The organism is Streptomyces sp. NPDC005281, from assembly GCF_040607495.1.
In the GTDB taxonomy this organism is placed as follows: Bacteria; Actinomycetota; Actinomycetes; order Streptomycetales; family Streptomycetaceae; genus Streptomyces.
The window spans coordinates 116,433-138,720 of record NZ_JBEXGX010000004.1 but is presented as its reverse complement, the minus strand read 5'-3'; the positions used below and the strand labels follow the sequence as shown (position 1 = coordinate 138,720).

The 22,288-nt window shown below is 71.9% G+C and carries 18 protein-coding genes; 13 read left to right on the top strand and 5 right to left on the bottom strand.

Translation table 11 applies throughout. From position 1 onward, the window contains the following. Positions 1-47: 47 nt before the first annotated feature. The 5 genes from ABZV42_RS07745 (at position 48) to ABZV42_RS07725 (ending at position 4,836) form a co-directional block, all read left to right on the top strand. The gene (locus tag ABZV42_RS07745; protein WP_355980144.1) at positions 48-404 is read left to right on the top strand and encodes a YciI family protein; all 357 of its coding nucleotides are present in this window, start codon (positions 48-50) and stop codon (positions 402-404) included. Continuing rightward, positions 401-1,600, top strand: coding sequence for an RNA polymerase sigma factor (locus ABZV42_RS07740; protein ID WP_355980142.1), 1,200 nt, complete (start codon positions 401-403; stop codon positions 1,598-1,600). Before ABZV42_RS07745 ends, ABZV42_RS07740 begins: the two co-directional genes overlap by 4 nt. A 350-nt stretch (positions 1,601-1,950) precedes the next feature. Further along, positions 1,951-2,856: a universal stress protein gene (locus tag ABZV42_RS07735; RefSeq protein WP_355980139.1), complete on the top strand. Its 906-nt coding sequence runs from the start codon at positions 1,951-1,953 to the stop codon at positions 2,854-2,856. 64 nt (positions 2,857-2,920) lie between these two features. Beyond that, positions 2,921-3,943 (top strand): zinc-dependent alcohol dehydrogenase, encoded by a 1,023-nt coding sequence (locus ABZV42_RS07730; protein WP_355980136.1) that lies wholly within the window; start codon positions 2,921-2,923, stop codon positions 3,941-3,943. 5 nt (positions 3,944-3,948) lie between these two features. Continuing rightward, positions 3,949-4,836 carry a universal stress protein gene (locus tag ABZV42_RS07725; protein ID WP_355980134.1) on the top strand — a complete coding sequence of 296 codons (888 nt, stop codon included), beginning with the start codon at positions 3,949-3,951 and terminating at the stop codon, positions 4,834-4,836. A 5-nt stretch (positions 4,837-4,841) separates the two neighbouring features. On the opposite strand, the gene ppk2 is transcribed toward ABZV42_RS07725, so the two are convergent. Beyond that, a complete protein-coding gene (gene ppk2, locus ABZV42_RS07720; protein ID WP_355980132.1) occupies positions 4,842-5,645 on the bottom strand; it encodes a polyphosphate kinase 2 in 804 nt (267 codons plus the stop codon). A gap of 86 nt (positions 5,646-5,731) precedes the next feature. Here ppk2 and ABZV42_RS07715 point away from each other — a divergent pair, with 86 nt between their 5' ends. Together ABZV42_RS07715 and ABZV42_RS07710 are read left to right on the top strand one after the other, a co-directional pair. Beyond that, positions 5,732-8,116 (top strand): phosphoketolase family protein, encoded by a 2,385-nt coding sequence (locus tag ABZV42_RS07715; protein ID WP_355980429.1) that lies wholly within the window; start codon positions 5,732-5,734, stop codon positions 8,114-8,116. Positions 8,117-8,258: 142 nt separating this feature from the next. Then, the gene (locus ABZV42_RS07710) at positions 8,259-10,670 is read left to right on the top strand and encodes a glycosyl hydrolase family 65 protein (protein ID WP_355980130.1); all 2,412 of its coding nucleotides are present in this window, start codon (positions 8,259-8,261) and stop codon (positions 10,668-10,670) included. An 85-nt stretch (positions 10,671-10,755) separates the two neighbouring features. Here ABZV42_RS07710 and ABZV42_RS07705 read toward each other — a convergent pair whose 3' ends face one another. Next, positions 10,756-11,460 (bottom strand): response regulator transcription factor, encoded by a 705-nt coding sequence (locus tag ABZV42_RS07705; protein WP_355980128.1) that lies wholly within the window; start codon positions 11,458-11,460, stop codon positions 10,756-10,758. A gap of 145 nt (positions 11,461-11,605) precedes the next feature. Continuing rightward, complete coding sequence (locus ABZV42_RS07700; protein ID WP_355980126.1) at positions 11,606-12,070, bottom strand: cyclic nucleotide-binding domain-containing protein; 465 nt, start codon at positions 12,068-12,070, stop codon at positions 11,606-11,608. Between the two features lie 447 nt (positions 12,071-12,517). Between ABZV42_RS07700 and ABZV42_RS07695 the strand changes: the two genes are divergently transcribed. Then, positions 12,518-13,402: a universal stress protein gene (locus tag ABZV42_RS07695; RefSeq protein ID WP_355980124.1), complete on the top strand. Its 885-nt coding sequence runs from the start codon at positions 12,518-12,520 to the stop codon at positions 13,400-13,402. A gap of 154 nt (positions 13,403-13,556) precedes the next feature. Here ABZV42_RS07695 and ABZV42_RS07690 read toward each other — a convergent pair whose 3' ends face one another. Next, entirely contained in the window at positions 13,557-14,150 is a 594-nt protein-coding gene (locus tag ABZV42_RS07690) for a hypothetical protein (RefSeq protein WP_355980122.1), read from the bottom strand. Between the two features lie 448 nt (positions 14,151-14,598). Here ABZV42_RS07690 and ABZV42_RS07685 point away from each other — a divergent pair, with 448 nt between their 5' ends. The 5 genes from ABZV42_RS07685 to ABZV42_RS07665 all read left to right on the top strand — a co-directional run bounded on the left by ABZV42_RS07685 (position 14,599) and on the right by ABZV42_RS07665 (position 20,630). Further along, positions 14,599-15,261, top strand: a complete 663-nt coding sequence (locus ABZV42_RS07685) for a pyridoxamine 5'-phosphate oxidase family protein (RefSeq protein ID WP_355980426.1) — start codon at positions 14,599-14,601, stop codon at positions 15,259-15,261. A gap of 149 nt (positions 15,262-15,410) precedes the next feature. Further along, the gene (locus ABZV42_RS07680) at positions 15,411-15,851 is read left to right on the top strand and encodes a pyridoxamine 5'-phosphate oxidase family protein (RefSeq protein ID WP_355980119.1); all 441 of its coding nucleotides are present in this window, start codon (positions 15,411-15,413) and stop codon (positions 15,849-15,851) included. A gap of 169 nt (positions 15,852-16,020) precedes the next feature. Then, positions 16,021-18,297: a formate C-acetyltransferase gene (gene pflB / locus ABZV42_RS07675; protein ID WP_356051334.1), complete on the top strand. Its 2,277-nt coding sequence runs from the start codon at positions 16,021-16,023 to the stop codon at positions 18,295-18,297. After that, positions 18,294-19,031, top strand: coding sequence for a pyruvate formate-lyase-activating protein (gene pflA / locus ABZV42_RS07670; protein WP_355980117.1), 738 nt, complete (start codon positions 18,294-18,296; stop codon positions 19,029-19,031). The genes pflB and pflA overlap by 4 nt, the downstream gene beginning before the upstream one ends. Positions 19,032-19,088: 57 nt before the next feature. Continuing rightward, the gene (locus ABZV42_RS07665; protein ID WP_356051179.1) at positions 19,089-20,630 is read left to right on the top strand and encodes a hypothetical protein; all 1,542 of its coding nucleotides are present in this window, start codon (positions 19,089-19,091) and stop codon (positions 20,628-20,630) included. A gap of 87 nt (positions 20,631-20,717) precedes the next feature. On the opposite strand, the gene gndA is transcribed toward ABZV42_RS07665, so the two are convergent. Further along, a complete protein-coding gene (gene gndA, locus ABZV42_RS07660) occupies positions 20,718-22,160 on the bottom strand; it encodes an NADP-dependent phosphogluconate dehydrogenase (RefSeq protein ID WP_355980112.1) in 1,443 nt (480 codons plus the stop codon). Positions 22,161-22,288 lie beyond the last annotated feature (128 nt).

The following is a 22,288-nucleotide window of genomic DNA, read 5'->3' as shown; positions in this document are numbered from 1 at the left end:
CGTGTAGTGAGGGAGAGACCGAGCGGGACCACCGAGGAGGACACGTCATGAAGTACTACCTGCTGAGCGTGATGCAGCCGCAGGGCGAGCCACCCGCGCCCGAGGTCCTGGAAGAGATCATGCACAACCTGGAGGTGTTCCACACGGAGTTGCGTGAGGCCGGCGCCTGGGTGTTCGCCGGCGGACTCCACGGGCCGGACACCGCCACCGTGCTGCGGGCCCGCGACGGTGACGTCCTGGTCACCGACGGACCGTACGCGGAGAGCAAGGAGTATCTGGGCGGGATCTGCCTGATCAAGGCGCCCGACCTCGACGCGGCGCTGACGTGGGGGCGCAAGGCGACCCTGGCGACGACGCTTCCGATCGAGGTGCGGCCGTTCACGCACGAGACAGGGGACCGGTGACCGTCGGCGCCGATGACGTCGAGGCGGTCTTCCGCGCCGAGTACGGCCGGGCGGTCGCCGTCCTGATCCGCTTCCTCGGCGACATCGGCCTCGCCGAGGAAGCCGTCCAGGACGCGTTCACCACGGCCGTGGCGAAGTGGCCGGAGACCGGAATCCCGCCGAGCCCGGCCGGCTGGATCATCACGACCGCCCGCAACCGCGCCGTCGACCGGCTGCGCCGCGAGTCCACCCGCGCGGCCCGGCACGCCGAGGCCGCCCGGCTGCACGCCCCGGACGACCCCGTGGAGGAGGGCCCCGTGCGCGACGACCGGCTCCGTCTGATCTTCACCTGCTGCCACCCCGCGCTCGCCCCGGAGGCCCGGATCGCCCTCACGCTGCGGCTCCTGGGCGGTCTGACCACCGCGCAGATCGCCCGTGCCTTCCTCGTCCCCGAACCCACCATGGCCCAGCGGATCGTCCGCGCCAAGGCCAAGATCCGCGACGCGGGCATCCCCTACCGGGTCCCGCGCGACGCGGACCTGCCGGACCGGGTCAGGGGCGTACTGGCCGTCGTCTACCTCGTCTTCAACGAGGGGTACGGCGGCCGCGAGGACCTCTGCGCCGAAGCCCTGCGCCTCGGACGCCTCCTCGTCGAGCTCATGCCCGACGAGCCCGAGGCCCTCGGCCTGCTCGCGCTGATGGTGCTCGTGGAGGCTCGCAGGCCGGCCCGTGCGACGCCGGAGGGCGACCTGATCCTCCTCGCCGAACAGGACCGCACCCGGTGGGACCGGGACCTGATCACCGAGGGCCAGGCGCTCGTACGCCGCTGTCTGCGCCGCGACCGGCCGGGGCCGTACCAGATCCAGGCCGCGGTCAACGCCGTCCACAGCGACGCGCCGACCGCCGCCGCAACGGACTGGCGTCAGATCCTGCGGCTGTACGACCAGCTCATGGAGCTCGCCCCCAGTCCGGTCGTGGCCCTCAACCGCGCCGTCGCCGTGGCCGAGACCGAGGGACCGGGGGCCGCTCTCGCGCTCGTGGACGAGCTGGACCTGGACGGCTACCACGCCTTCCACGCCGTACGGGCGGAACTGCTGCGCAGGCTCGGAAGGGACGCCGAGGCGCTGCCCGCGTACGACGCGGCCATCGCGCTGACCGGGAGCGCGCCGGAACGAGCCCGGCTCGAACGGACCAGAGCGGCCCTCGCGGGGGCCTGAAGGCTCTCCGGCACCGGGCACGGCAGGCACCCTGAGCGGGACGGTGATCCGTACCGGGCAGCGGCCCGGCATCCTCGGTAGCCTCGAAGAGACCACCACCATGGCCGTGCGCGGGCACCTCGACGACCGGGCTCGTGCGCATCGCCGGACGGCCTCCCGCCCGGTTCGTGCCGGACGGCTGTCCGAGCGCGGCGGCGGTCGGCGAGGCCGGTCCCACCGCACGGCACCGGGCCGCCCGCCTTGGGCCGAACGGCCTCCATGGGGGACCTGCGGCCCCTGCCCCACCGACCGTTTCGACACGACGATGGAACCGGAGCCCGACAGGGCAACCGATTCAGGAGGTGGACACCATGCCCCGCACCGTCACCGTGGGCCTCGACGGTTCTCCCGAGAGTCTCGCCGCCGCCGAATGGGCCGCCCGCGAGGCGCGGCTGCGCGCCCTGCCGGTCAGGCTCGTCAACGTATGGGAACCGGCCCAGCCCCCCATGGCCCAGGCACCGCTGCTCGGTGCCGAGACCCACCAGCACTGGAGCGAGCGGATCCCGCGCGAGGCCGCCGAAGGGGTACGGACACGCCACCCCGGCGTCGACGTCACCGCCGAGCAGCTCACGGGCCGGCCCGCAGAGGCGCTGCTGAAGGCCGCGGAGGACGCCGAACTCCTGGTCCTCGGCACGCGCGGGCTCAGCGGGGCGGGCGGATTCATGGTCGGCTCGGTGGGGCTCGCCGTCGTGGCGCACGCCGTGCGGCCCGTGGTGCTGGTGCGCGCCGGTGAACAGGCCGCGGACGAGCACCTCCCGGATCCGACGGGCATCCCGTCCGCCGCCGCGCCGTTCCGCCCCGTCGTGCTCGGACTCGACACCGGCCGCCCGGACGACACGCTGATCGGCTTCGCCTTCGAGGCGGCCCTCCTGCGCGCCACGGCGCTGCGGGTCGTGCACTCCTGGAACGAGCCGCCCTACATCGCGTACGGACTGCCCCCGGACCTGAAGATGAACACCCGGCTGGCCGCCGAGGACGCCGTCGCCATGACCGCGGCACTGCGGGCCTGGCGCGAGAAGTACCCGGCCGTCGAGATCATCGAGGACTCCCTGTCGGGGAAGCCGGCCAACCACCTCGTGGACGCATCCCACGAGGCCTCGCTCGTGGTCGTGGGCCGGCGGATCCGCCAGGCCTCGCTCGGTGCCCACATCGGGCCCGTCACGCACGCCGTGCTGCATCACGCCACCGCCCCCGTCGCCGTCGTCCCGCACCCGTGACCACCTCGGGCCGCCACCGGAGCCGGTGCCGGTCGCGGCCCGATCGTGCAAGGAGAGACACCTCATGAAAGCAGCAGTCGTACGCGCGTTCGGTGAGCCGCTGGTCATCGAGGAGCGCCCCGACCCCGAGCCCGGCCCGGGCCAGGTCCGCGTCCGGGTGGAGGCCTCCGGGCTGTGCCACACCGACATCCACGCGGCCAACGGCGACTGGCCGGTCAGGCCGAGCCCGCCGTTCGTCCCCGGGCACGAGGGAGTCGGCCTGGTCGAGGCGCTGGGCGACGGCGTCACCCATCTGACGGTGGGACAGCGGGTCGCCGTGCCCTGGCTCGGCAAGGCGTGCGGCCGCTGCGAGCACTGCCTCTCCGGCTGGGAGACCCTGTGCGAGCAGCAGATCAACACCGGCTACGGCTGCGACGGCGGCTACGCCGAGAAGATGCTCGCCTGGGCCGACTTCGCCCAGCCGGTGCCCGAGGGGATCTCCCCGCTCGACGCGGCGCCGCTCACCTGCGCCGGCGTGACCACGTACAAGGCCCTGAAGGTCGCCGACGTGCGCCCCAGCCAGCTCGTCGCGATCTCCGGGGTGGGCGGACTCGGCCATCTGGCCCTTCAGTACGCGAAGATCGCGGGGGCGACCGTCGCGGCGATCGACGTCACCGACGAGAAGCTCGAACTCGCCGCGGAACTCGGCGCCGACATCGTGATCGACGCCCGCAAGGAGGACCCGGGCGAGGTCCTGCGGAGCCACGGCGGAGCGCACGCCGCGCTCGCGCTCGCGGTCAACGAGGAGGCCTTCTCCGCGGTGTACACCGGGCTGCGGCGCGGCGGGAAGCTCGTCATGGTCGCGATGCCGGCGCACGGCACCATCCAGGTCCCGATCTTCGAGACCGTGCTGAACGGCACCTCCGTGATCGGCTCCATCGTCGGCACCCGGCAGGACCTGGCCGAGGTGTTCGAACTGCACGCCGCGGGCCGCACCAAGGTCATCCGCGAGTCCCGGCCGCTCGCCTCGGTCAACGAGTCCATCGACGAGGTCCTGCACGGCCGCGTCCAGGCCCGGATCGTCTTCGACTTCGGCGAAGGGAGCTGACTCCGGTGGATCTGCCCCTCGTCGTGGGCGTCGACGGGTCCGAGCTCGCGATGCGCGCCGTGGACTGGGCCACGGACGAGGCCGCCCTGCACGGGCTGCCGCTGCGGCTGGTGTACGCCTCGCTCTGGGAGCGCTACGAAGGCCCCGCTCTCGCCGAGGGGCTCGGCAGATCCTCCGAGCAGATCATGGCCGACACCGTCGTGCGGGCCGCCGCCGAACGTGCCCGCCGCCGCGACTCCACGGTGCGCGTCACCACCGCCGTGGTGCCCGAGGACGCGGTGGGCGCGCTGCTCGCGGAGGGGATGGGCGCCACCGCCCTGGTGCTCGGCTCACGGGGACGCGGCGGTGTCGCCGGGATGCTCCTCGGATCGGTGAGCCTCACGGTCGCCGCCCGCGCCCACTGCCCGGTGATCGTGCTGCGCGGCAGCCACGACAACCGGGCCGGCGGCGGCCGGTACCGGCGGATCGTCCTCGGGGTCGGGGATCCCTCGCACGGCTCGGAAGCCGCCTGCTTCGCCTTCACGGAAGCAGCCGAACGCGGGGTCGCGCTGGAGGCCGTACGGGCCTGGCGCCGGCCCGCCCACGAGAGCACCGATCACTCCCTGACGGCGGGCGGGCCCGCACGGCCGCACGAACAGCGGGCGGCGGAGATCCTGGACAAGGCGCTCAGCGGCGCCGCGGCCGGCCGGCCGGGCGTGGACGTGCGCGGACGGACCGTCGAGGGGACCGCCCGCAGGGTGCTGCTGGACGCCTCCACCGAGGCCGACCTCCTCGTCGTAGGGGTTCGGCGGCAGGACGGCCGCGGGCACATCGGCATGCAGCTCGGCCGGGTCGCCCACGCGGCACTGCACCACGCCGCCTGCCCCGTCGCCGTCGTGCCCCAGCGAGGGTGAACGGCTCAGAGACCCGCCGCGTGATCGGGGACGTAGGTCTGGAGATCGCGCGGCGGACGCACGTAACCCGTCGACGGCGGCCGGTCGGGCAGCTCCAGGACCGGCGGCGGCACCTCGTGGTAGGGAACCGTGGACAGCAGATGGGCGATCATGTTCAGCCTGGCGCGCCGCTTGTCGTCGCTCTCGACCACGAACCACGGCGCCTCGACGATGTCCGTGTGCACCAGCATCTCGTCCTTCGCCCGGGAGTACGCCTCCCAGCGGGTGATCGACTCCAGATCCATGGGGGACAGCTTCCAGCGCCGCGTAGGGTCCTTCAGCCGGCGCCGGAACCGCTTCTGCTGCTCCGCGTCGCTCACCGAGAACCAGTACTTGCGCAGCAGCACCCCCGCCTCCACCAGCATCCGCTCGAAGATCGGGCACTGGCGGAGGAACAGCTGGTGCTCCTCCTTCGTGCAGAAGCCCATGACGTGCTCGACCCCGGCGCGGTTGTACCAGCTCCGGTCGAACAGCACGATCTCTCCGGCGGCCGGCAGATGCTCCACATACCGCTGGAAGTACCACTGCGTGCGCTCGCGCTCGGTCGGCATGGGCAGCGCCGCGATCCGTGCGACACGCGGATTCAGATGTTCCGCCACCCGCTTGATCGTGCCGCCCTTGCCCGCCGCGTCCCGGCCCTCGAAGACCACCACCACACGGGCGCCCTCGGACCGCACCCATTCCTGGAGCTTCACCAGCTCCGTCTGGAGACGCAGCAGCTCCCGCTCGTACGCCGCGAGCGGCACCTTCGCCGTCTTCTCGTCGGCCATGCCGCCTCCCTCACCCGATGACGCCTCCCGTGAAGCGCTGAGATGAACCGCCTCGTCGACTTGACCCGATGACCTACGGAGTCACCATGCCCAAGGCCGGACACCAGGACAGCACCGTACTGACCGACGACGAACTGCGCACTCTGGACGCCCACTGGCGCGCCGCCAACTACCTTGCCGTGGGCCAGATCTATCTCCTGGCCAACCCACTGCTCACCGAGCCCCTGACACCCGCGCACATCAAGCCCCGGCTGCTCGGCCACTGGGGCACCTCGCCCGGCCTCAACCTGGTCCACACCCACCTCAACCGCGTCGTGAAGGCACGCGGACTGGACGCGCTGTGCGTGTGGGGGCCCGGGCACGGCGGCCCGGCCGTGCTGGCGAACTCCTGGCTGGAGGGCACGTACAGCCGGACGTACCCCTCCGTGTCCCGGGACGAGGACGGCATGGGGAAGCTGTTCCGGCAGTTCTCCTTCCCCGGCGGAGTCCCGAGCCATGTCGCGCCGGAGACTCCCGGCTCCATCCACGAGGGCGGCGAGCTCGGCTACTCCCTCGCCCACGCCTATGGCGCCGCCTTCGACAACCCCGGCCTGCTGGTCGCCTGCGTCATCGGCGACGGCGAGGCCGAGACGGGACCGCTCGCCGCGTCCTGGCACTCCAACAAGTTCCTCGACCCGGTCCACGACGGCGCCGTCCTGCCGATCCTGCACCTCAACGGCTACAAGATCGCCAACCCGACCGTGCTCGCCCGGCTCCCGGAGGCCGAACTCGACGAACTGCTGCGCGGATACGGCCACGAGCCGATCCATGTCACCGGCGACGACCCCGCCCAGGTCCACCGCGCCATGGCCGCCGCGTTCGACCAGGCGCTCGACCGGATCAGGCTGCTCCAGCGCACGGCCCGCGAGGAAGGCGTCGCCGAGCGGGCCCACTGGCCCATGATCGTGCTGCGCACCCCCAAGGGCTGGACCGGCCCCGCGGAGGTCGACGGCGAACCCGTCGAAGGAACCTGGCGCGCCCACCAGGTGCCCCTGGCCGGCGTCCGCGAGAACCCGGAGCACCTGAGGCAGCTGGAGAGCTGGCTGCGCTCCTACCGCCCCGAGGAACTCTTCGACGCCGAGGGCCGGCCCGTGGCGGACGTCCTGGCCTGCGTGCCCGAGGGCTCACGGCGGCTCGGCGCCACCCCGCACGCCAACGGCGGACTCCTCCTGCGCGATCTGCCGCTCCCGCCCCTGGAACGCTTCGCCGTCCCCGTCGACAAGCCGGGCGCCACCCTCCACGAACCGACCCGGGTCCTCGGCGACCTCCTCGAACACGTCATGCGGGAGACCTCGGAGCGCCGGGACTTCCGGCTCGTAGGCCCCGACGAGACGGCCTCCAACCGCCTGGACGCCGTGTTCGGCGCCAGCGGCAAGGCGTGGCAGGCCGGGATCCTGCCGGTGGACGAACACCTGGACCGGCACGGCCGCGTCATGGAGATCCTCTCCGAACACACCTGCCAGGGCTGGCTGGAGGGCTACACCCTCACCGGCCGGCACGGACTCTTCTCCTGCTACGAGGCGTTCGTGCACATCGTCGACTCCATGGTCAACCAGCACATCAAGTGGCTCAGGACCTCACGCGAACTGCACTGGCGCGCCCCGGTCGCCTCCCTCAACTACCTGCTCACCTCGCATGTCTGGCGCCAGGACCACAACGGCTTCTCGCACCAGGACCCCGGCTTCGTCGACCACGTCCTCAACAAGAGCCCCGAGGTCGTGCGGGTCTACCTCCCGCCGGACGCCAACACCCTGCTGTCCGTGGCGGATCACGTACTGCGCAGCCGCGACTACGTGAACGTCGTCGTCGCCGGCAAACAGCCCTGCTTCGACTGGCTGTCCATGGACCAGGCCCGCGCCCACTGCGCCCGCGGCGCCGGAATCTGGGACTGGGCGGGAACGGCCGACACCGACCGGGACCCCGACGTCGTCCTCGCCTGCGCGGGCGACGTCCCCACCCAGGAGATCCTGGCCGCCTCCGGCCTCCTGCGCCGCCACCTGCCCGAGCTCGCCGTCCGGGTCGTCAACGTCGTCGACATGACCCGGCTGCTGCCACGCGAGGAACACCCGCACGGGATGAGCGACTTCGAGTACGACGGACTGTTCACCACGGACAAGCCGGTCATCTTCGCCTACCACGGCTATCCCTGGCTCATCCACCGGCTCGCCTACCGCCGCACCGGCCACCGGAACCTCCATGTGCGCGGCTACAAGGAGATGGGCACCACCACGACCCCCTTCGACATGGTCGTCCGCAACGACATGGACCGCTACCGGCTCGTCATGGACGTCATCGACCGTGTCCCCGGACTCGGAGTCCGCGCCGCCGCCCTGCGCCAGACCATGGCCGACGCCCGCTCCCGCCACGGCCTGTGGATCCGCGAACACGGAACCGACCTCCCCGAGGTCGCCGACTGGACCTGGACCGGCTGAGGGCCGCAGCCCGCGGCCCGCAAGGAGCACAACGCGACCGTCATGACCGTAGGAGTCCGCGGCCGGCGCCCACGGGTCGGGCCCGCCGTCGTCCCGCGCGTGCCGCGAGGACGGCGGGCCGCCCGTACCCGAGGATGGGGGCATGGACGACCTCACCTGGGACTACGAGGACTACCACCCGGCGCAGGAACGCCTGCGCGAATCGCTGTGCACCCTCGGCAACGGGTACTTCGCGACCCGGGGCTCGGCCCCCGAGTGCACCGCCGACTCCGTCCACTACCCGGGCACGTACGCGGCCGGCTGCTACAACCGGCTGACCTCACAGGTGGCCGGGCAGCAGGTCGAGAACGAGGACATGGTCAATCTCCCCAACTGGCTGCCCCTGCGGGTGCGAACCGCCACCGGGACCTGGCTCACCCCCGACTCCCACCGGCTGCTCGACCACCGGCTGAGACTCGACCTGGTCGCGGGCACACTGGAACGCACCGTGCGCTACGAGGACGAGGAGGGCCGGCGCCTCGCCGTGCGGCAGCTGCGCCTGGTCCACATGGCCGACCCCCACCTCGCCCTGCTGCGCACGGAGCTCACGGCCGAAGGCTGGTCAGGACCCGTCGAGATCGAGTCGGCCCTCGACGGGACGGTCACCAACAGCGGGGTCGAGCGCTACCGCTCCCTCGCCTCCCACCACCTCACGGACGTCCGGACCGGCACCGGGAAACCGGACACCGTCTGGCTGCGCTGCCGCACCACCACCTCGGAGATCGGCATCGGGCTGGCCGCCCGGACCGTCACGGACGTGCCCGCCCGGACCACGGACGCGCACACTCCGGGCCGTGCCGCCCAGCTCCTCAGGATCACGCTGGCCGACGGCCGTACGGCGACCGTGGACAAGACGGTCGCCCTGCACACCTCCCACGACGCCGCGATCAAGGACCCGCTGAACGCGGCCGTCGACCGGGTCGGCCTGGCCGCGGACTTCGAGACGCTGCTCGACACCCACCGCACGGCGTGGCGGCAACTGTGGCGCAGCACCGGCCTTGACGTACGCAACAGCGTCGGCTCGATCCTGCGCCTGCACCTGTTCCATGTGCTCCAGACGCTCTCCCCGCACACCGCCGAGCTCGACGTCGGTGTCCCGGCACGCGGGCTGCACGGCGAGGCCTACCGGGGGCACGTCTTCTGGGACGAGCTGTTCGTGCTGCCGTATCTGAACCTCCACTTCCCCGAGGTCTCCCGCGCCCTGCTCACCTACCGACACCGCCGGCTGGAGCGCGCCCGCCGGGCGGCCGAGGACGCCGGCCACACCGGCGCGATGTACCCCTGGCAGAGCGGCAGCGACGGACGGGAGGAGACCCAGCAGCTGCACCTGAACCCGCGTTCGGGGCGCTGGCTTCCCGACCACTCGCACCTCCAGCACCATGTCGGATCGGCGATCGCGTACAACGTGTGGCAGTACAGCGAGGCGAGCGGCGACACCGAGTTCCTGCACACCAAGGGCATCGACATGCTGGTGCAGATCGCCCGCTTCTGGGCCGGCTTCGCCGAGTACGACAGCGCCCTCGGCCGCTACCGGATCCGCGGTGTCGTCGGACCCGACGAGTACCACGACGCCTACCCGGACGTGGACCGGCCGGGGCTGGACGACAACGCGTACACCAATGTCACCGCCGCCTGGGTGCTCGCCCGCACCCTCGACGTGCTGGGCGAGCTGCCGGAACTGCTGCGCCGGGACCTCGTCGAGCGGACCGGCCTCGACCCCGCCGAACTCGACCTCTGGCACGACGTGTCCAGCCGGCTGCACGTGCCCTTCCACGACGGGGTCATCAGCCAGTTCGAGGGCTACGGAGACCTCGCTGAGCTCGACTGGGAGGGCTACCGGAAGCGGTACGGCGACATCCGGCGGCTCGACCGGATCCTGGAGGCCGAGGGCGACAGCGTCAACCGCTACCAGGCGTCGAAGCAGGCGGACGTGCTGATGCTGGGCTACCTCTTCTCGCCCGCCGAACTCGGCGCCCTGTTCCGCAGGCTCGGACACGAGGTCGACGACGCCCTGTGGCGGCGCACCGTCGACCACTACCTGAGGCGTACGAGCCACGGTTCGACGCTGAGCAGCCTGGTGCACGGCTGGGTGCTGGGCCGGGCTCGGCGCGCCGAAGCCTGGACGTACATCCACGAGGCGCTGCGGGGGGACATCGCCGACTTGCAGGGCGGTACCACGGGGGAGGGTATCCACCTGGGCGCGATGGCGGGCACCCTCGATCTCGTCCAGCGCGGGCTGACCGGTCTGGAGACCCGTGGCGGAGCGCTGCGGTTCGATCCGGTCCCGCTTCCGGAACTCTCCGAGTACGGGTTCGTGATCCGCTACCGGGGTCATCGTGGTGTGCAACTGCACCTGAGCGCGGGGAGGCTGCACGTCAGTGTGCCGGCGTCGGACGAGCCGCCGGTCGACATCACCCTCGCGGACCGCACCGTCACGGTGGCACCGGGCGAGTCCTGCACCCTGACGCTGCCGGACCGGCAACCGGCGACGGTGACGGGTGACGGAGGCAGGTGACGGGTGACGGGAACAGGCGGTGGCGGTGGGGCAGTGCGGGACCATCGTCGCCCGGCACCTGGAGTGCTCCCGACCGGAGCGGGCCTCAGCGCGAGGTGTGGTGGGCCGCCGCTTCCGGGTGTTCGAGCTGGTTGGCGAGAACCGCGGCCTGGACGCGCCGCTGGACGCCGAGCTTGGCCAGCAGCCGGGAGATGTGGTTCTTCACCGTCTTCTCGGACAGATAGAGCTCCTTGCCGATCTCTCGGTTCGTGAGCCCGTCCCCGATCAGCGCGAGGATGTCCCGCTCGCGCGGTGAGAGGGCGGCCAGCTCCTGCGAGACGGGCGGCTCCTCGGCCGGGTCCGTGCGCAGCTTGCGCATCAGCCGGGCGGTGGTCGTCGGGTCCAGCATCGACTGGCCGGAGGCGACGGTACGGACCGCCGAGATCAGGTCGGAACCCTTGATCTGCTTCAGCACATAGCCGGCGGCCCCGGCCATGATCGCGTCGAGCAGCGCCTCCTCGTCGTCGAACGACGTCAGCATGAGGCAGGACAGCTCGGGCATCTGGCTGCGCAGCTCCCGGCAGACGCTGATCCCGTCGCCGTCCGGTAGGCGTACGTCGAGAACCGCCACGTCGGGGCGCAGCGCGGGGCCGCGTACCAGCGCGTGCTCGACGTTGTCCGCGTCGCCCACCACCGAGATGTCGGGTTCGGCGTCCAGGAGGTCCGTCAGTCCACGGCGCACCACCTCGTGGTCGTCCAGCAGGAAGACCCTGATCGGGTTCTGCTCGGAGAACGTACGCGCCTCGGTCATGACGACCCCTTGTTCAGTGACGGACCACGGACCGTGGGCCCGCTCACATCGATCATCACGCTTCCGGCCCGGATGCACTAGGGCCGACCGGCCCCATACGAGGCGGTTTGCGCTTCACCCCTCACCCTCGGCGCGACGCCCGAGGTCAGCGCGCTGTGCCGCTGCCGTAGGGGGCGTACAGGTCGAGCAGCCGGGTCCGGGCCGACTGGAGCCGGTGGGCGACGATCTCGCCCACCCACTGCGTCACGGCCATCCCGAGTCCGGGATCGTTCCGGCACAGTGCCCGGACGTCCTCGGCGTCGAACTCGTAGGCGCGTACCGGGCTCGTCGTCTCGGCGCCCAGATGCCAGGTGTGCGGGGCGAACAGCCAGGACCAGCCGACGAGTTCGTTGTGACCGAGGATCTCGATGACGGCCGCGCGGCGGCCCGGGACCCGCAGGTCGAGGGCCACCGTGCCGGTCCGGACGATCCAGAACCGGTCCGCGTGGCCGCCTTCCTCGAACAGCCTGGAGCCCTCGGGGAACGAGACCTCACGGGCCAGTCGCAGCAGCTGTTCCCGCTGATCGGCGGGCAGCGCCCGCAGCATGGTGGATGTCGTGGAAGTGCTCATGATCCTGCCTCTTCCTGGCGGGCGACCGTTCCGCCTCAAATCTCCGCCCGCGGGTCCGCCCGCCGCCATGGGCCGTCCGGCCCCGGCCGCGGGCCGCATGGCACGGGCCGGCTCCGAAAGGGCCCCGGCATGGCTCGAGCCGGCTGCGAAAGGGCACCGCCATGGCGGGCAGGGACCTTCGGCCCCGCTGTCAGGGACTTGATCGCCGGCCGGGCGCCCTCGCACGTGTGCGGAGGCGCCCGGCCGGCGTGTTCCGCCGTGCGCCAGGGGGTTCCGCCCGTCCGGGGCGGGCACCCGCCGAGCCGTACGGCCGACCGGCATCGTCGTCCCGGAGGAACGAAGTCCCCGTTCGCAGGGGCCGTTCGGCCCCTGCCAGGGACCAGAGGCCTCTCCTCCGGCGCCCGTACGAACGCGAGACTGATTCACGTATCCCCGAGGAGGTCCCAGATGTCCCGCACCATCGTCGTCGGCCTGGACGGCTCGCCCGAGAGCGTCGCCGCAGCCGAGTGGGCAGCTTGTGAAGCCCGGCGCACGGACGCCCGACTGCACCTCGTGCACGCCTGGTTGTGGCATCCCTACGTGTACACCCCGCTGGCCGGTGTCTCGGTTCCGCCCTCGTCGGAGGACTCGGAGCGTGAATGGGCCGAACGCCTGCCCCGCGAGACCGCGGCCGAGCTCGCCGCGGACCACCCCGACCTGGCGATAACGGCCGAGCGCGTCGCGGAGCAGCCCGTCACCGCGCTGTCGGCCGCCGCCGAGGACGCCGAGCTGCTGGTCCTCGGGTCCAGGGGCCTCGGCGGAGTCGCCGGTTTCCTGACCGGATCCGTCGGACAGGCCATGGTCGCCCGGAGCCGGACGCCGATCGTTCTCGTACGGGCGGACGCACGGCCCGCGGAGGACCCCGGTCACCAGGAGGTCGTCCTCGGCCTCGACCTGGAGCACCCGGACGACTCCGTGATCGCGTTCGCCTTCCGTGCGGCGGCCCGCCGGGCGACGGACCTGCGTGTCATCCACGGCTGGAGCCTGCCGCCGTACTACGGCTACAGCGGAGCCTCCGACCCGGCCGTCGACGCGGAGCTGCTCACCGAGGCGCAGGGGCGCCTGACCGAGGCACTGACCCCCTGGCGGGAGAAGTTCCCGGCCGTCGAGGTGCGCGAACAGGCCGTTGTCGGCGGCGCGGGCCCCCATCTCGTGGAGGCCGCGCGGAACGCCGCGCTGGTCGTGGTCGGCCGCCGCAACCGTCAGTCCCCGGTCGGCAGCCACGTCGGCCCGGTGACGCAGGCGGTACTGCACCACTCCACGGCCCCGGTCGCGGTGATCCCGCACGACTGACCACTCGGCCACCACGCCACGAGACGAAGGGCCCCGGGAAATCCCGGGGCCCTTTCGCGTCGAGCCGGCGAACCGGCCGCACGACGGGAGAGACGCCCCCATGAACGCGGGGGAGGGACGCGCACCGGTGTCCCGGTCTCCCTGGGGCACGCGGTCACGGCGTCTTGTGGCCCCACTGAGGTCCTAGCCGCTCCCACTCGCGCGCCCATCGGTTGTAGCGCCGCTGGTCGAGCCGCCACCGGGCGAGGCCGCCGGCGCCGAAGACCAGGCCTCCCAGGGCCACGGCGGCGCCGACGCCCAGCAGGCTCGACTCGGTGGCCGCCGCGCTCGTGGTCGGCGGTGCCGTGGTGGGCCGGCCCCGCGCGTCCAGCCAGATCACCACGTGCGATCCGGCCTTGTGCCCGGATTCCACCAGGGCGGTTCCGACTCGGGGCGCCCCGTCCCGCGCCGTCCACCGGACCGTCGCCCGGACATGGTCGTAGACCGCGCTCTCGCCGGCGGGTACCGCCGATCCCGTACCGCCCACGAGTACGGCCGGGACGGCGTGCCTGTCGTGGCGCAGCCGCGTGAAGGACTCGTCGGCGGCATGGGCCGTCACCAGGCCGGCGAGGGTGCCTCCCAGCACCATCACCGTCCAGACGATCAGCACGATCCACGCCTCGAAGACGTCGTCACGGCGACGCAGCGGATTCCTCCGCCAGCGCCAGCACCACTGCCTCGCACCCTCGGCTCCGCGTGCTCCGCGCATGGCACCGCACCTCCTCGTTACACCCCAACAGTGCAAGGGGATCGCGGCGCGCGCGAGCGGTGGCAGAGGTCTTTCGGTCCCAGGGTGGGGACCGGCCGGCCCATGCGCGAAGCATCCGCCCCGGTCAGGGTGGATGTGCGAGGTCGAGTTGCGTGCCGGAACGGGCCGTCGGCGAGGCATATTTTCCGCCCTGGCCGTCGGGATGTTCCGCTCGTGGGGACCCCCGCCCGGGGGGACGCTCCGGGCGGGGGGACGCCCTTAGTCAGGAGGCGACCGCGCCGGAAGGAAGTGAAGGGTCATGTCCGAGCAGACACGAAGCGTCATGTTTGAACAGGCACTACGGGCGATGAACGGTGGCACATCGGGCGAGGCGGACTCGCCGCGCGAGCCGTCGCGCCCGGCGCTCGACACCGAGGAGAGCACCCCGGACGGCGCACGGAACCTCACCATGGCCGCCTCGGCGCCGACCGGGGCGGGCGACGTCGGGCGGCGAATCGCGGCACGACGCGAGGAACTCGGCCTGACCAGGGAGGACGCGGCCGCCCGCGCGGGCGTCGCCGCCGACTACCTCCGGTACCTGGAGCAGCAGCCCAGCGCGGCGCCCGGGACGAGCGCCCTGATCCGGCTCGCTGACGCGCTGGAGACCAGCGTCGCGGCGCTGCACGGCGGCGACGCCGATCTGCCGCCGGGCGTCGGCCGGGCCGCGGGCCGCTCCGAGCTGATCGAACTGGGCCCCGAGGAGTGCCGGGACCGGTTGTCGACGCACGGCGTCGGAAGGATCGCCGTCAACACTCCCGACGGGCCCGTGGTCCTCCCCGTCAACTACAGCGTCATCGACGGGTCGGTCACTTTCAGGACGGCGCCCGGTTCGGTACCCGCCACGGCGGCCGGAGCCCGGGTCGCCTTCGAGGTGGATCACATCGACGAGGCTCTCAGCCAGGGCTGGAGCGTGCTCGTCCAGGGACGTGCCCGGGCCGTGACCGGTTCCGACGTCGTACGGCGGCTGGACGCCCTCGCCCACAGCCGTCCCTGGGCCGGTGGCGCGGAGCGCGACCTGTGGGTACGCGTCGACGAGGAGAGGATCTCCGGCCGCCGGATCGCCGTGGGCTGACGCGACCGGTGGCACGGGCGTCCGGAAGCGGCCGCTTTCCGTCCGCCCGGGACCGATGGACCCTGTTCCCCCGGCGCCGGTCGCCGGAATCCGAACCGTATGTCGCTGTACTGCTGTGTCGCCTCGACGCGTGAGAGTTGGCTCCGCTGATGAACCCCAACGACGGCTTTCGTGAACTGGGCCGGCAGGAGTGCCTGGACCGGCTCGGTACCGCGCCCATCGGCAGGATCGTCCATACGCGGGACGCCCTGCCCGCGGTCCTTCCGGTCAACTTCAGTCTCGACGCCGGGTCCGCCGTCGTGCTGCGGACGCCCGCCGACTCCGAACTGGCCCGCTCCATCGACGGGGTGGTGGTGGCGTTCGAGGCCGACGCGGTGGACGCGGCCGCGCACTCGGGCTGGAGCGTGGTCGTGACGGGCCGCGCCCGGGTGGTGAACGACCCCGTCGAACACGACCGCCTCACCAGGACAGGCCCCCGTTCCTGGGTGGCCTCGCCCCATGACGTCTTCATCCGGATCGCGTCCGAACTGGTCACCGGACGCGAACTCGTCGGAGGCGTCTCGCTGTACGGCGTCGACCTGCCCTCCTGAAGCGCCCGGGGGCCGAACGGCACCCCCGGACGAGGGCGTTCGGCGCCGGTGCCGGTACTGTCCGGCCCTCGCCGGTGTCACCCCGAAGCACAAGGATCGAAAGCGTGGAAAGCGCGTAGGCGCTGGACATTCGACACTGTGCGAGGGGAGACCGGCGATGACCACGACGATGACGGCCGAGGGCCGGACGGTCGAGAGCGGGACGGCTGAGAACGGGACGGCCGAGGCCTGGCAGGGCTTCGCCGGTACGGCGTGGCGCGAGGGCATCGACGTCCGCGACTTCATTCAGGCCAACTACACGCCCTACGAGGGCGACGCGGCCTTCCTGACCGGCCCGACGGAGCGCACCCTGGCCGTCTGGGGCAAGGTCGGCGCGCTCTTCCCGGAGGAACGGAGGAAGGGAATCCTCGACGTCGACACCGCGACCCCGTCCACGATCACCTCGCACGCGCCCGGATACATCGACCGCGAAAGGGAGTTGATCGTCGGCCTCCAGACCGACGCGCCGCTGAAGCGCGCCATCATGCCGGGCGGCGGTCTGCGGATGGTCGAGAACGGGCTGAAGGCGTACGGCTACACGCCCGACGACTTCGTCACCCGTGTCTTCGGCACCTACTGCAAGACCCACAACGACGGCGTCTTCGACGCGTACACCCCCGCGATGCGTGCCGCCCGCAAGGCCGGCATCATCACCGGCCTGCCCGACGCGTACGGCCGGGGCCGGATCATCGGCGACTACCGGCGGGTGGCGCTGTACGGCACCGACCGGCTCATCGCCGCCAAGCGCGCGGAACGCGCAGGTCTCGACGTGGCGCCCTCCACCGAGCACATCATCCGCGACCGCGAGGAACTCGCCGAGCAGATCAAGGCGTTGGGCGAACTGACCCGGATGGCCGCGTCGTACGGCTGTGACGTCTCACGTCCCGCGGCCACCGCGCGCGAGGCCGTTCAGTGGCTCTACCTGGGCTATCTCGCCGCGGTGAAGGAACAGAACGGCGCCGCGATGTCCCTGGGCCGCACCTCGACCTTCCTGGACGTCTACCTCCAACGCGACCTGACCACAGGTGCGTTGAACGAGACCGGCGCCCAGGAACTGATCGACGACTTCGTGGTCAAGCTGCGTATCGTGCGGTTCCTGCGCACCCCCGAGTACGACGCGCTGTTCTCGGGAGACCCGACCTGGGTCACGGAATCCATCGGCGGCATCGGAGCGGACGGACGCCCGCTCGTCACCCGCACCTCGTTCCGCTTCCTCCAGACCCTCTACAACCTGGGTCCGGCCCCCGAGCCCAACCTCACCGTCCTCTGGTCGCCCCGACTCCCGTACGGCTTCAAGGAGTTCTGCGCCCAGGTCTCCATCGACACCAGCGCCGTCCAGTACGAGTCCGACGACCTCATGCGGCCCCGCACCGGCGACGACACCGCGATCGCCTGCTGTGTCTCCGCGATGGCGGTCGGCCGGCAGATGCAGTTCTTCGGCGCCCGGGTCAACCTCGCCAAGGCGCTCCTGTACGCGATCAACGGCGGCCGGGACGAGATCAGCGGCGACCGGATCGCTCCCAGGACACCGGCCCTGACCGGGGAGTACCTGGACCACGAGGAGCTGTCGAAGGCGTACGACGTCATGCTGGACTGGCTGGCGGAGACGTACGTCAACGCGCTCAACGTCATCCACTACATGCACGACAAGTACGCCTACGAGCGCGTCGAGATGGCGCTCCACGACTATCCCGTGCACCGCTTCATGGCCTGCGGCATCGCCGGGCTCTCCGTCGCCACGGACAGCCTGTCCGCGGTCAAGTACGCCCGGGTCAGGGTGATCCGCGACGAGACCGGTCTGGCCGTCGACTACGAGACCGAGGGCGACTACCCGGCGTACGGGAACAACGACGACCGGGCCGACGCCATCGCCGTCGGCCTGGTGGACGCCTTCATGACGAAGGTGCGCGAGCACCCCACCTACCGGGACGCCGAACACACCCAGTCGGTGCTGACGATCACCTCGAACGTCGTCTACGGCAAGCACACCGGCAACACACCCGACGGCCGCCGCGCGGGAGCGCCCTTCGCGCCCGGCGCGAACCCGATGAACGGCCGTGACCGGCACGGGGTGGCCGCGTCCGCGCTCTCCGTCGCCAAGCTGCCCTACGAGCACGCCCGCGACGGCATCTCCCTGACGACGACGATCACCCCGGAAGGGCTGGGACACGTGCCCGCCGAGCGCCCCGGCCATCTCGTCGGCATCCTCGACGCCTACACGGCCTCCGGCGGCTTCCACATGAACGTCAACATCCTGGACCGGGCGACCCTGGAGGACGCGATGGAGAACCCGGACAAGTACCCGGAGCTGACCATCCGGGTCTCCGGCTACGCCGTCAACTTCGTCCGGCTGACCCGTGAGCAGCAGCTCGACGTGATCAGCCGCACCTTCCACGGATCGCTGTGAGGACGGGTACGACGGGCCGGATCCACTCCTGGGACCTGTCCACCGGCGTGGACGGTCCCGGGACCCGGTTCGTCCTCTTCGTCAACGGCTGCCCGCTGCGCTGTCTCTACTGCGCCAACCCCGACACCTGGCACATGCGTGACGGCCGGGAGGCCACCGTCGACGAGGTGATGACGGAGATCGGGAAGTACCGGCCGTTCGTCACCACCGCCGGCGGAGGAGTGACCGTCACGGGCGGCGAGCCACTGCTCCAGCCGGCCTTCACCGGAGCGGTGCTGCGCCGCTGCAAGGCGGCCGGACTGCACACCGCCCTGGACACCTCGGGCTTCCTCGGCGCCCGCGCCACCGACGAACTCCTCGCCGACACCGACCTGGTGCTGCTCGACATCAAGTCCTTCGACGTCGCCGCCTACCGCGCGCTCACCGGCGGCGAGCTCGCCCCGACGCTGAACTTCGCCACCCGGCTCGACCGCCTCGGCGTCCCGGTGTGGATCCGCTACGTCCTCGTTCCCGGCCGGACCGACGCCCCCGAACCCATCGACGGACTCGCCCGTTTCCTCTCCGGACTCGGGAACGTCGACCGCGTGGACGTCCTTCCCTTCCACAAGATGGGCGCGCCGAAGTACGAAGCCCTGGGCATCGCCTTTCCCCTGGCGGACACTCCCGTGCCCGACCCCGCCCTGACCGAACGCGTCCGCGAGCAGTTCAGGTCCCGGGGCCTCGCCGCCCAGTGAACTCGGTGCCGGAAAATCCCGGGCGGTCCGGCCACCGCCCGGGGCAGGATGCCCTCTGTGAACCATGTCCTGAGCGGTCTCGCCGCCAACACGGCACTGCCGTCCGAGCTGGTCGACCGGCTGATCGCGGTCGCGGACGCCGACCTCGCCGGTGACCTCGCCGGGCGGGAGGACCTCAGCCACGCACAGGCGGTCGCTCTCCTCGCGCGGTACCCGGAGACCGGTGTGGGGCTCGCCTACGCGGGGAAGCTGACAGCCTCCGACATCGATCCCGTGGCGCGGCCGGACACCGCCCTCGCGCTGCTCGACGAGGGAGCCGGCGGCCCGGGGTGGGCCCGACTCTTCGCGGCGGACCCGGTGGTGGAGCGCCGGGAGAAGCTGGCCGCCTGCCCCGGCCTCCCGGCCGACGTGGTGGAGACGCTCGCAGCGGACACGAACCCGGACGTCGTCAAGGAGCTGGCGCTCTGGACCACACCGGAAACGGCCGCCAGGCTCGCGGAGCATCCGCATGCCGAGGTCCGCCGCGCGGTCGCCGTGAACGTGGCGACGCCCCCGGACGTCCTGGCGGCACTCATCAGCGGCGAGGGTCTGCCCCCGGTGACACACTGCTCGGTCTGCGAGCGCGAGGCGATTCCCTTCACCCACGATCCGGAGTGCTCCCGGCCGGACTGCGATCTGCCGGCGGGCGCTTTCTGCGAAGGCTCCCACGAGTCCGCCGTCCACGATCTGTGGGTCGCGGCCCTCGCCAACCCCGCCACGCCCGCGGACGCGGTCGTCCGCTTCGCCGGGCACCCTTCGATGCTCGTGCGCTGGACACTCGCCGCCCGTCCGGCTCTTCCCCCGCGGGTATATCGACAGCTCGCGGCGGACCCCATACCCGGTGTCCGCTCCGACCTCGCCGAGAACCCCGCGATCGGCGAGGACGTGATGCGTGCGCTGGCGGGGGACCCCGACCCCCAGGTGCGTCAAGGGCTCGCCCGCAATCCCCGTGTCCCGCTGGACGTGCTCACCGGTCTCGCTCGCACGGCCAAGGTCGGCGTCACCCTGCTTCCACGGATCGCCGACGCGACTCCCGCCGAGATCAGGGAGCTGGCCGGGTCGAAGGACCCGGCGGCGCGCATGCTCGCGGCCCGGCGTCACGATCTGCCACCCGGCATACGTGACGCGCTGGCACAGGACCCCGACGCGAAGGTGGTCAAGTCCGTCGCCACTCACCCGGGCCTCTCCGAGGGCCTGTTGCGTGCCATGGTCGAACGGCACGGAGTCCGGGTCCTCGCCAGGGTCGCGGCCAACCCCGAAGCGAGTCCGGCGTTGTTGGAGCACCTGACCCGGCAGGCGCGACCCTCGCAGAAGGTGTTCCGGGCGATCGCCCGGCACCGGAACGCGTCGGGCGAAGCGCTGCTCCGCTGCCTCGGGGACCGCGAGGCGAAAGCCTGGGCCGCCGCTCACCCGGCACTCCCGCCGCGCGTGATCGTGGAACTGCTCTCCGACGCCGACCGGCGGGTGGGGGAGGCCGCGGCCGCCAACCCGTCGCTGCCGTCCGCCGTGATGGAGGAGCTCGTGGTCGGGACCGGTAGGCAGGTCGTGAGAGCCGATTGAGATACCCGGCGGACACGGGGGAGCGGGCCGCGCATCCGTCTCCGGGATGTGCGGCCCGCTCCTCACTCGTGCGTCACTCGGCGGAAGTCAAAGCATCTCGGTCTCGCCGCGGGACGCCTCGCCCCACAGCGTGTGGAAGCTGCCCTGGCGGTCGGTGCGCCGGTAGGTGTGGGCGCCGAAGAAGTCGCGCTGGCCCTGGGTGAGTGCGGCGGGAAGCCGGTCGGCGCGCAGGGTGTCGTAGTAGGACAGGGCCGCGGAGAACGCGGGCACCGGGACACCTCTGCGGGTGGCCGTGGAGACGACCTCGCGCCACGGGACCTGGGCGTCCTTGATCTCGGTGGCGAACCCCGCGTCGGACAGCAGGCTGACCAGGCCCGGGTCGACGGCGTACGCGGCGCGGATACGGTCGAGGAACGCCGCGCGGATGATGCAGCCGCCGCGCCAGATCTTCGCCACCTCGCCGAGGTCGATGTCCCAGCCGTACTCGGCGGCGGCGTCCAGGATCATCTTCCAGCCCTGGTCGTAGGCGATCAGCTTCGACGCGTACAGGGCGTGTTCGACCTGGCTGGTGAAACGCTCGGCCTCGGTTCCCGACAGGTCCCAGTGGGTGCCGCCCGGCAGGCCGCGGTAGGCGGCGCGCAGTCCGTCCTGGCTGGAGGCGGCGCGGGCGAAGGTCGCCTGGGATATGGCGGTGACCGGGGAGCCGAGGTCCAGGGCGGTCTGCACGGTCCAGCGGCCGGTGCCCTTCTGCCCCGCCGCGTCCACCACGACGTCGACGAACGGCTCGCCGGTGGCGGCGTCCGTGTGCGCGAGGACCTCGGCGGTGATCTCGATCAGGTACGAGTCGAGGCGGCCCTTGTTCCAGCGCCGGAAGATCTCGGCGATCTGAGCCGGCGTGTAGCCGCCGACGCGGCGGAGCAGGTCGTAGGCCTCGCCGATCAGCTGCATGTCGGCGTACTCGATGCCGTTGTGCACCATCTTGACGAAGTGGCCGGCGCCGTCCGTGCCGATGTGCGTGGCACAGGGCTCACCGTCCACCTTGGCGCTGATCGACTCGAACATCGGGCCGAGCGAGGCGTACGACTCCGCGGAGCCGCCGGGCATGATGCTCGGCCCGTTCAGCGCGCCCTCCTCGCCGCCGGACACACCCGCGCCGACGAAGTGGATGCCGCGTTCGCGCAGCGACTGCTCCCGACGACGGGTGTCGGAGAAGTGGGCGTTGCCCCCGTCGATGATCATGTCGCCGTTTTCGAGCAGCGGGGCGAACTCCTCGATGACGGCGTCGGTGGCGGCACCCGCCTGCACCATGATCATGAGGCGGCGGGGGCGCTCCAGCGCGGCCACGAAGTCCTCGGCCGACTCGGCGGCGACGAACGCTCCCTCGTGCCCGAACTCCTCGACCAGTGCCTTGGTGCGTGCGGGGGTGCGATTGTGGACGGCGACGGTGTAGCCGTTCCGGGCGAAGTTGCGGGCCAGATTGCGGCCCATCACCGCGAGCCCTGTGACGCCGATCTGCGCGGACGCCTTCATGGTGTGCTCCTTGGATCCGGATCTGCCTGTCCGCGTACCTGACGGGCGAGCAGACGACTGTCGCTGTGCCGATCAGTACGCACGGGAGGGGCCGAGGTGTTCAGCCTCCGGGGCAGGAGGTGTGCCGG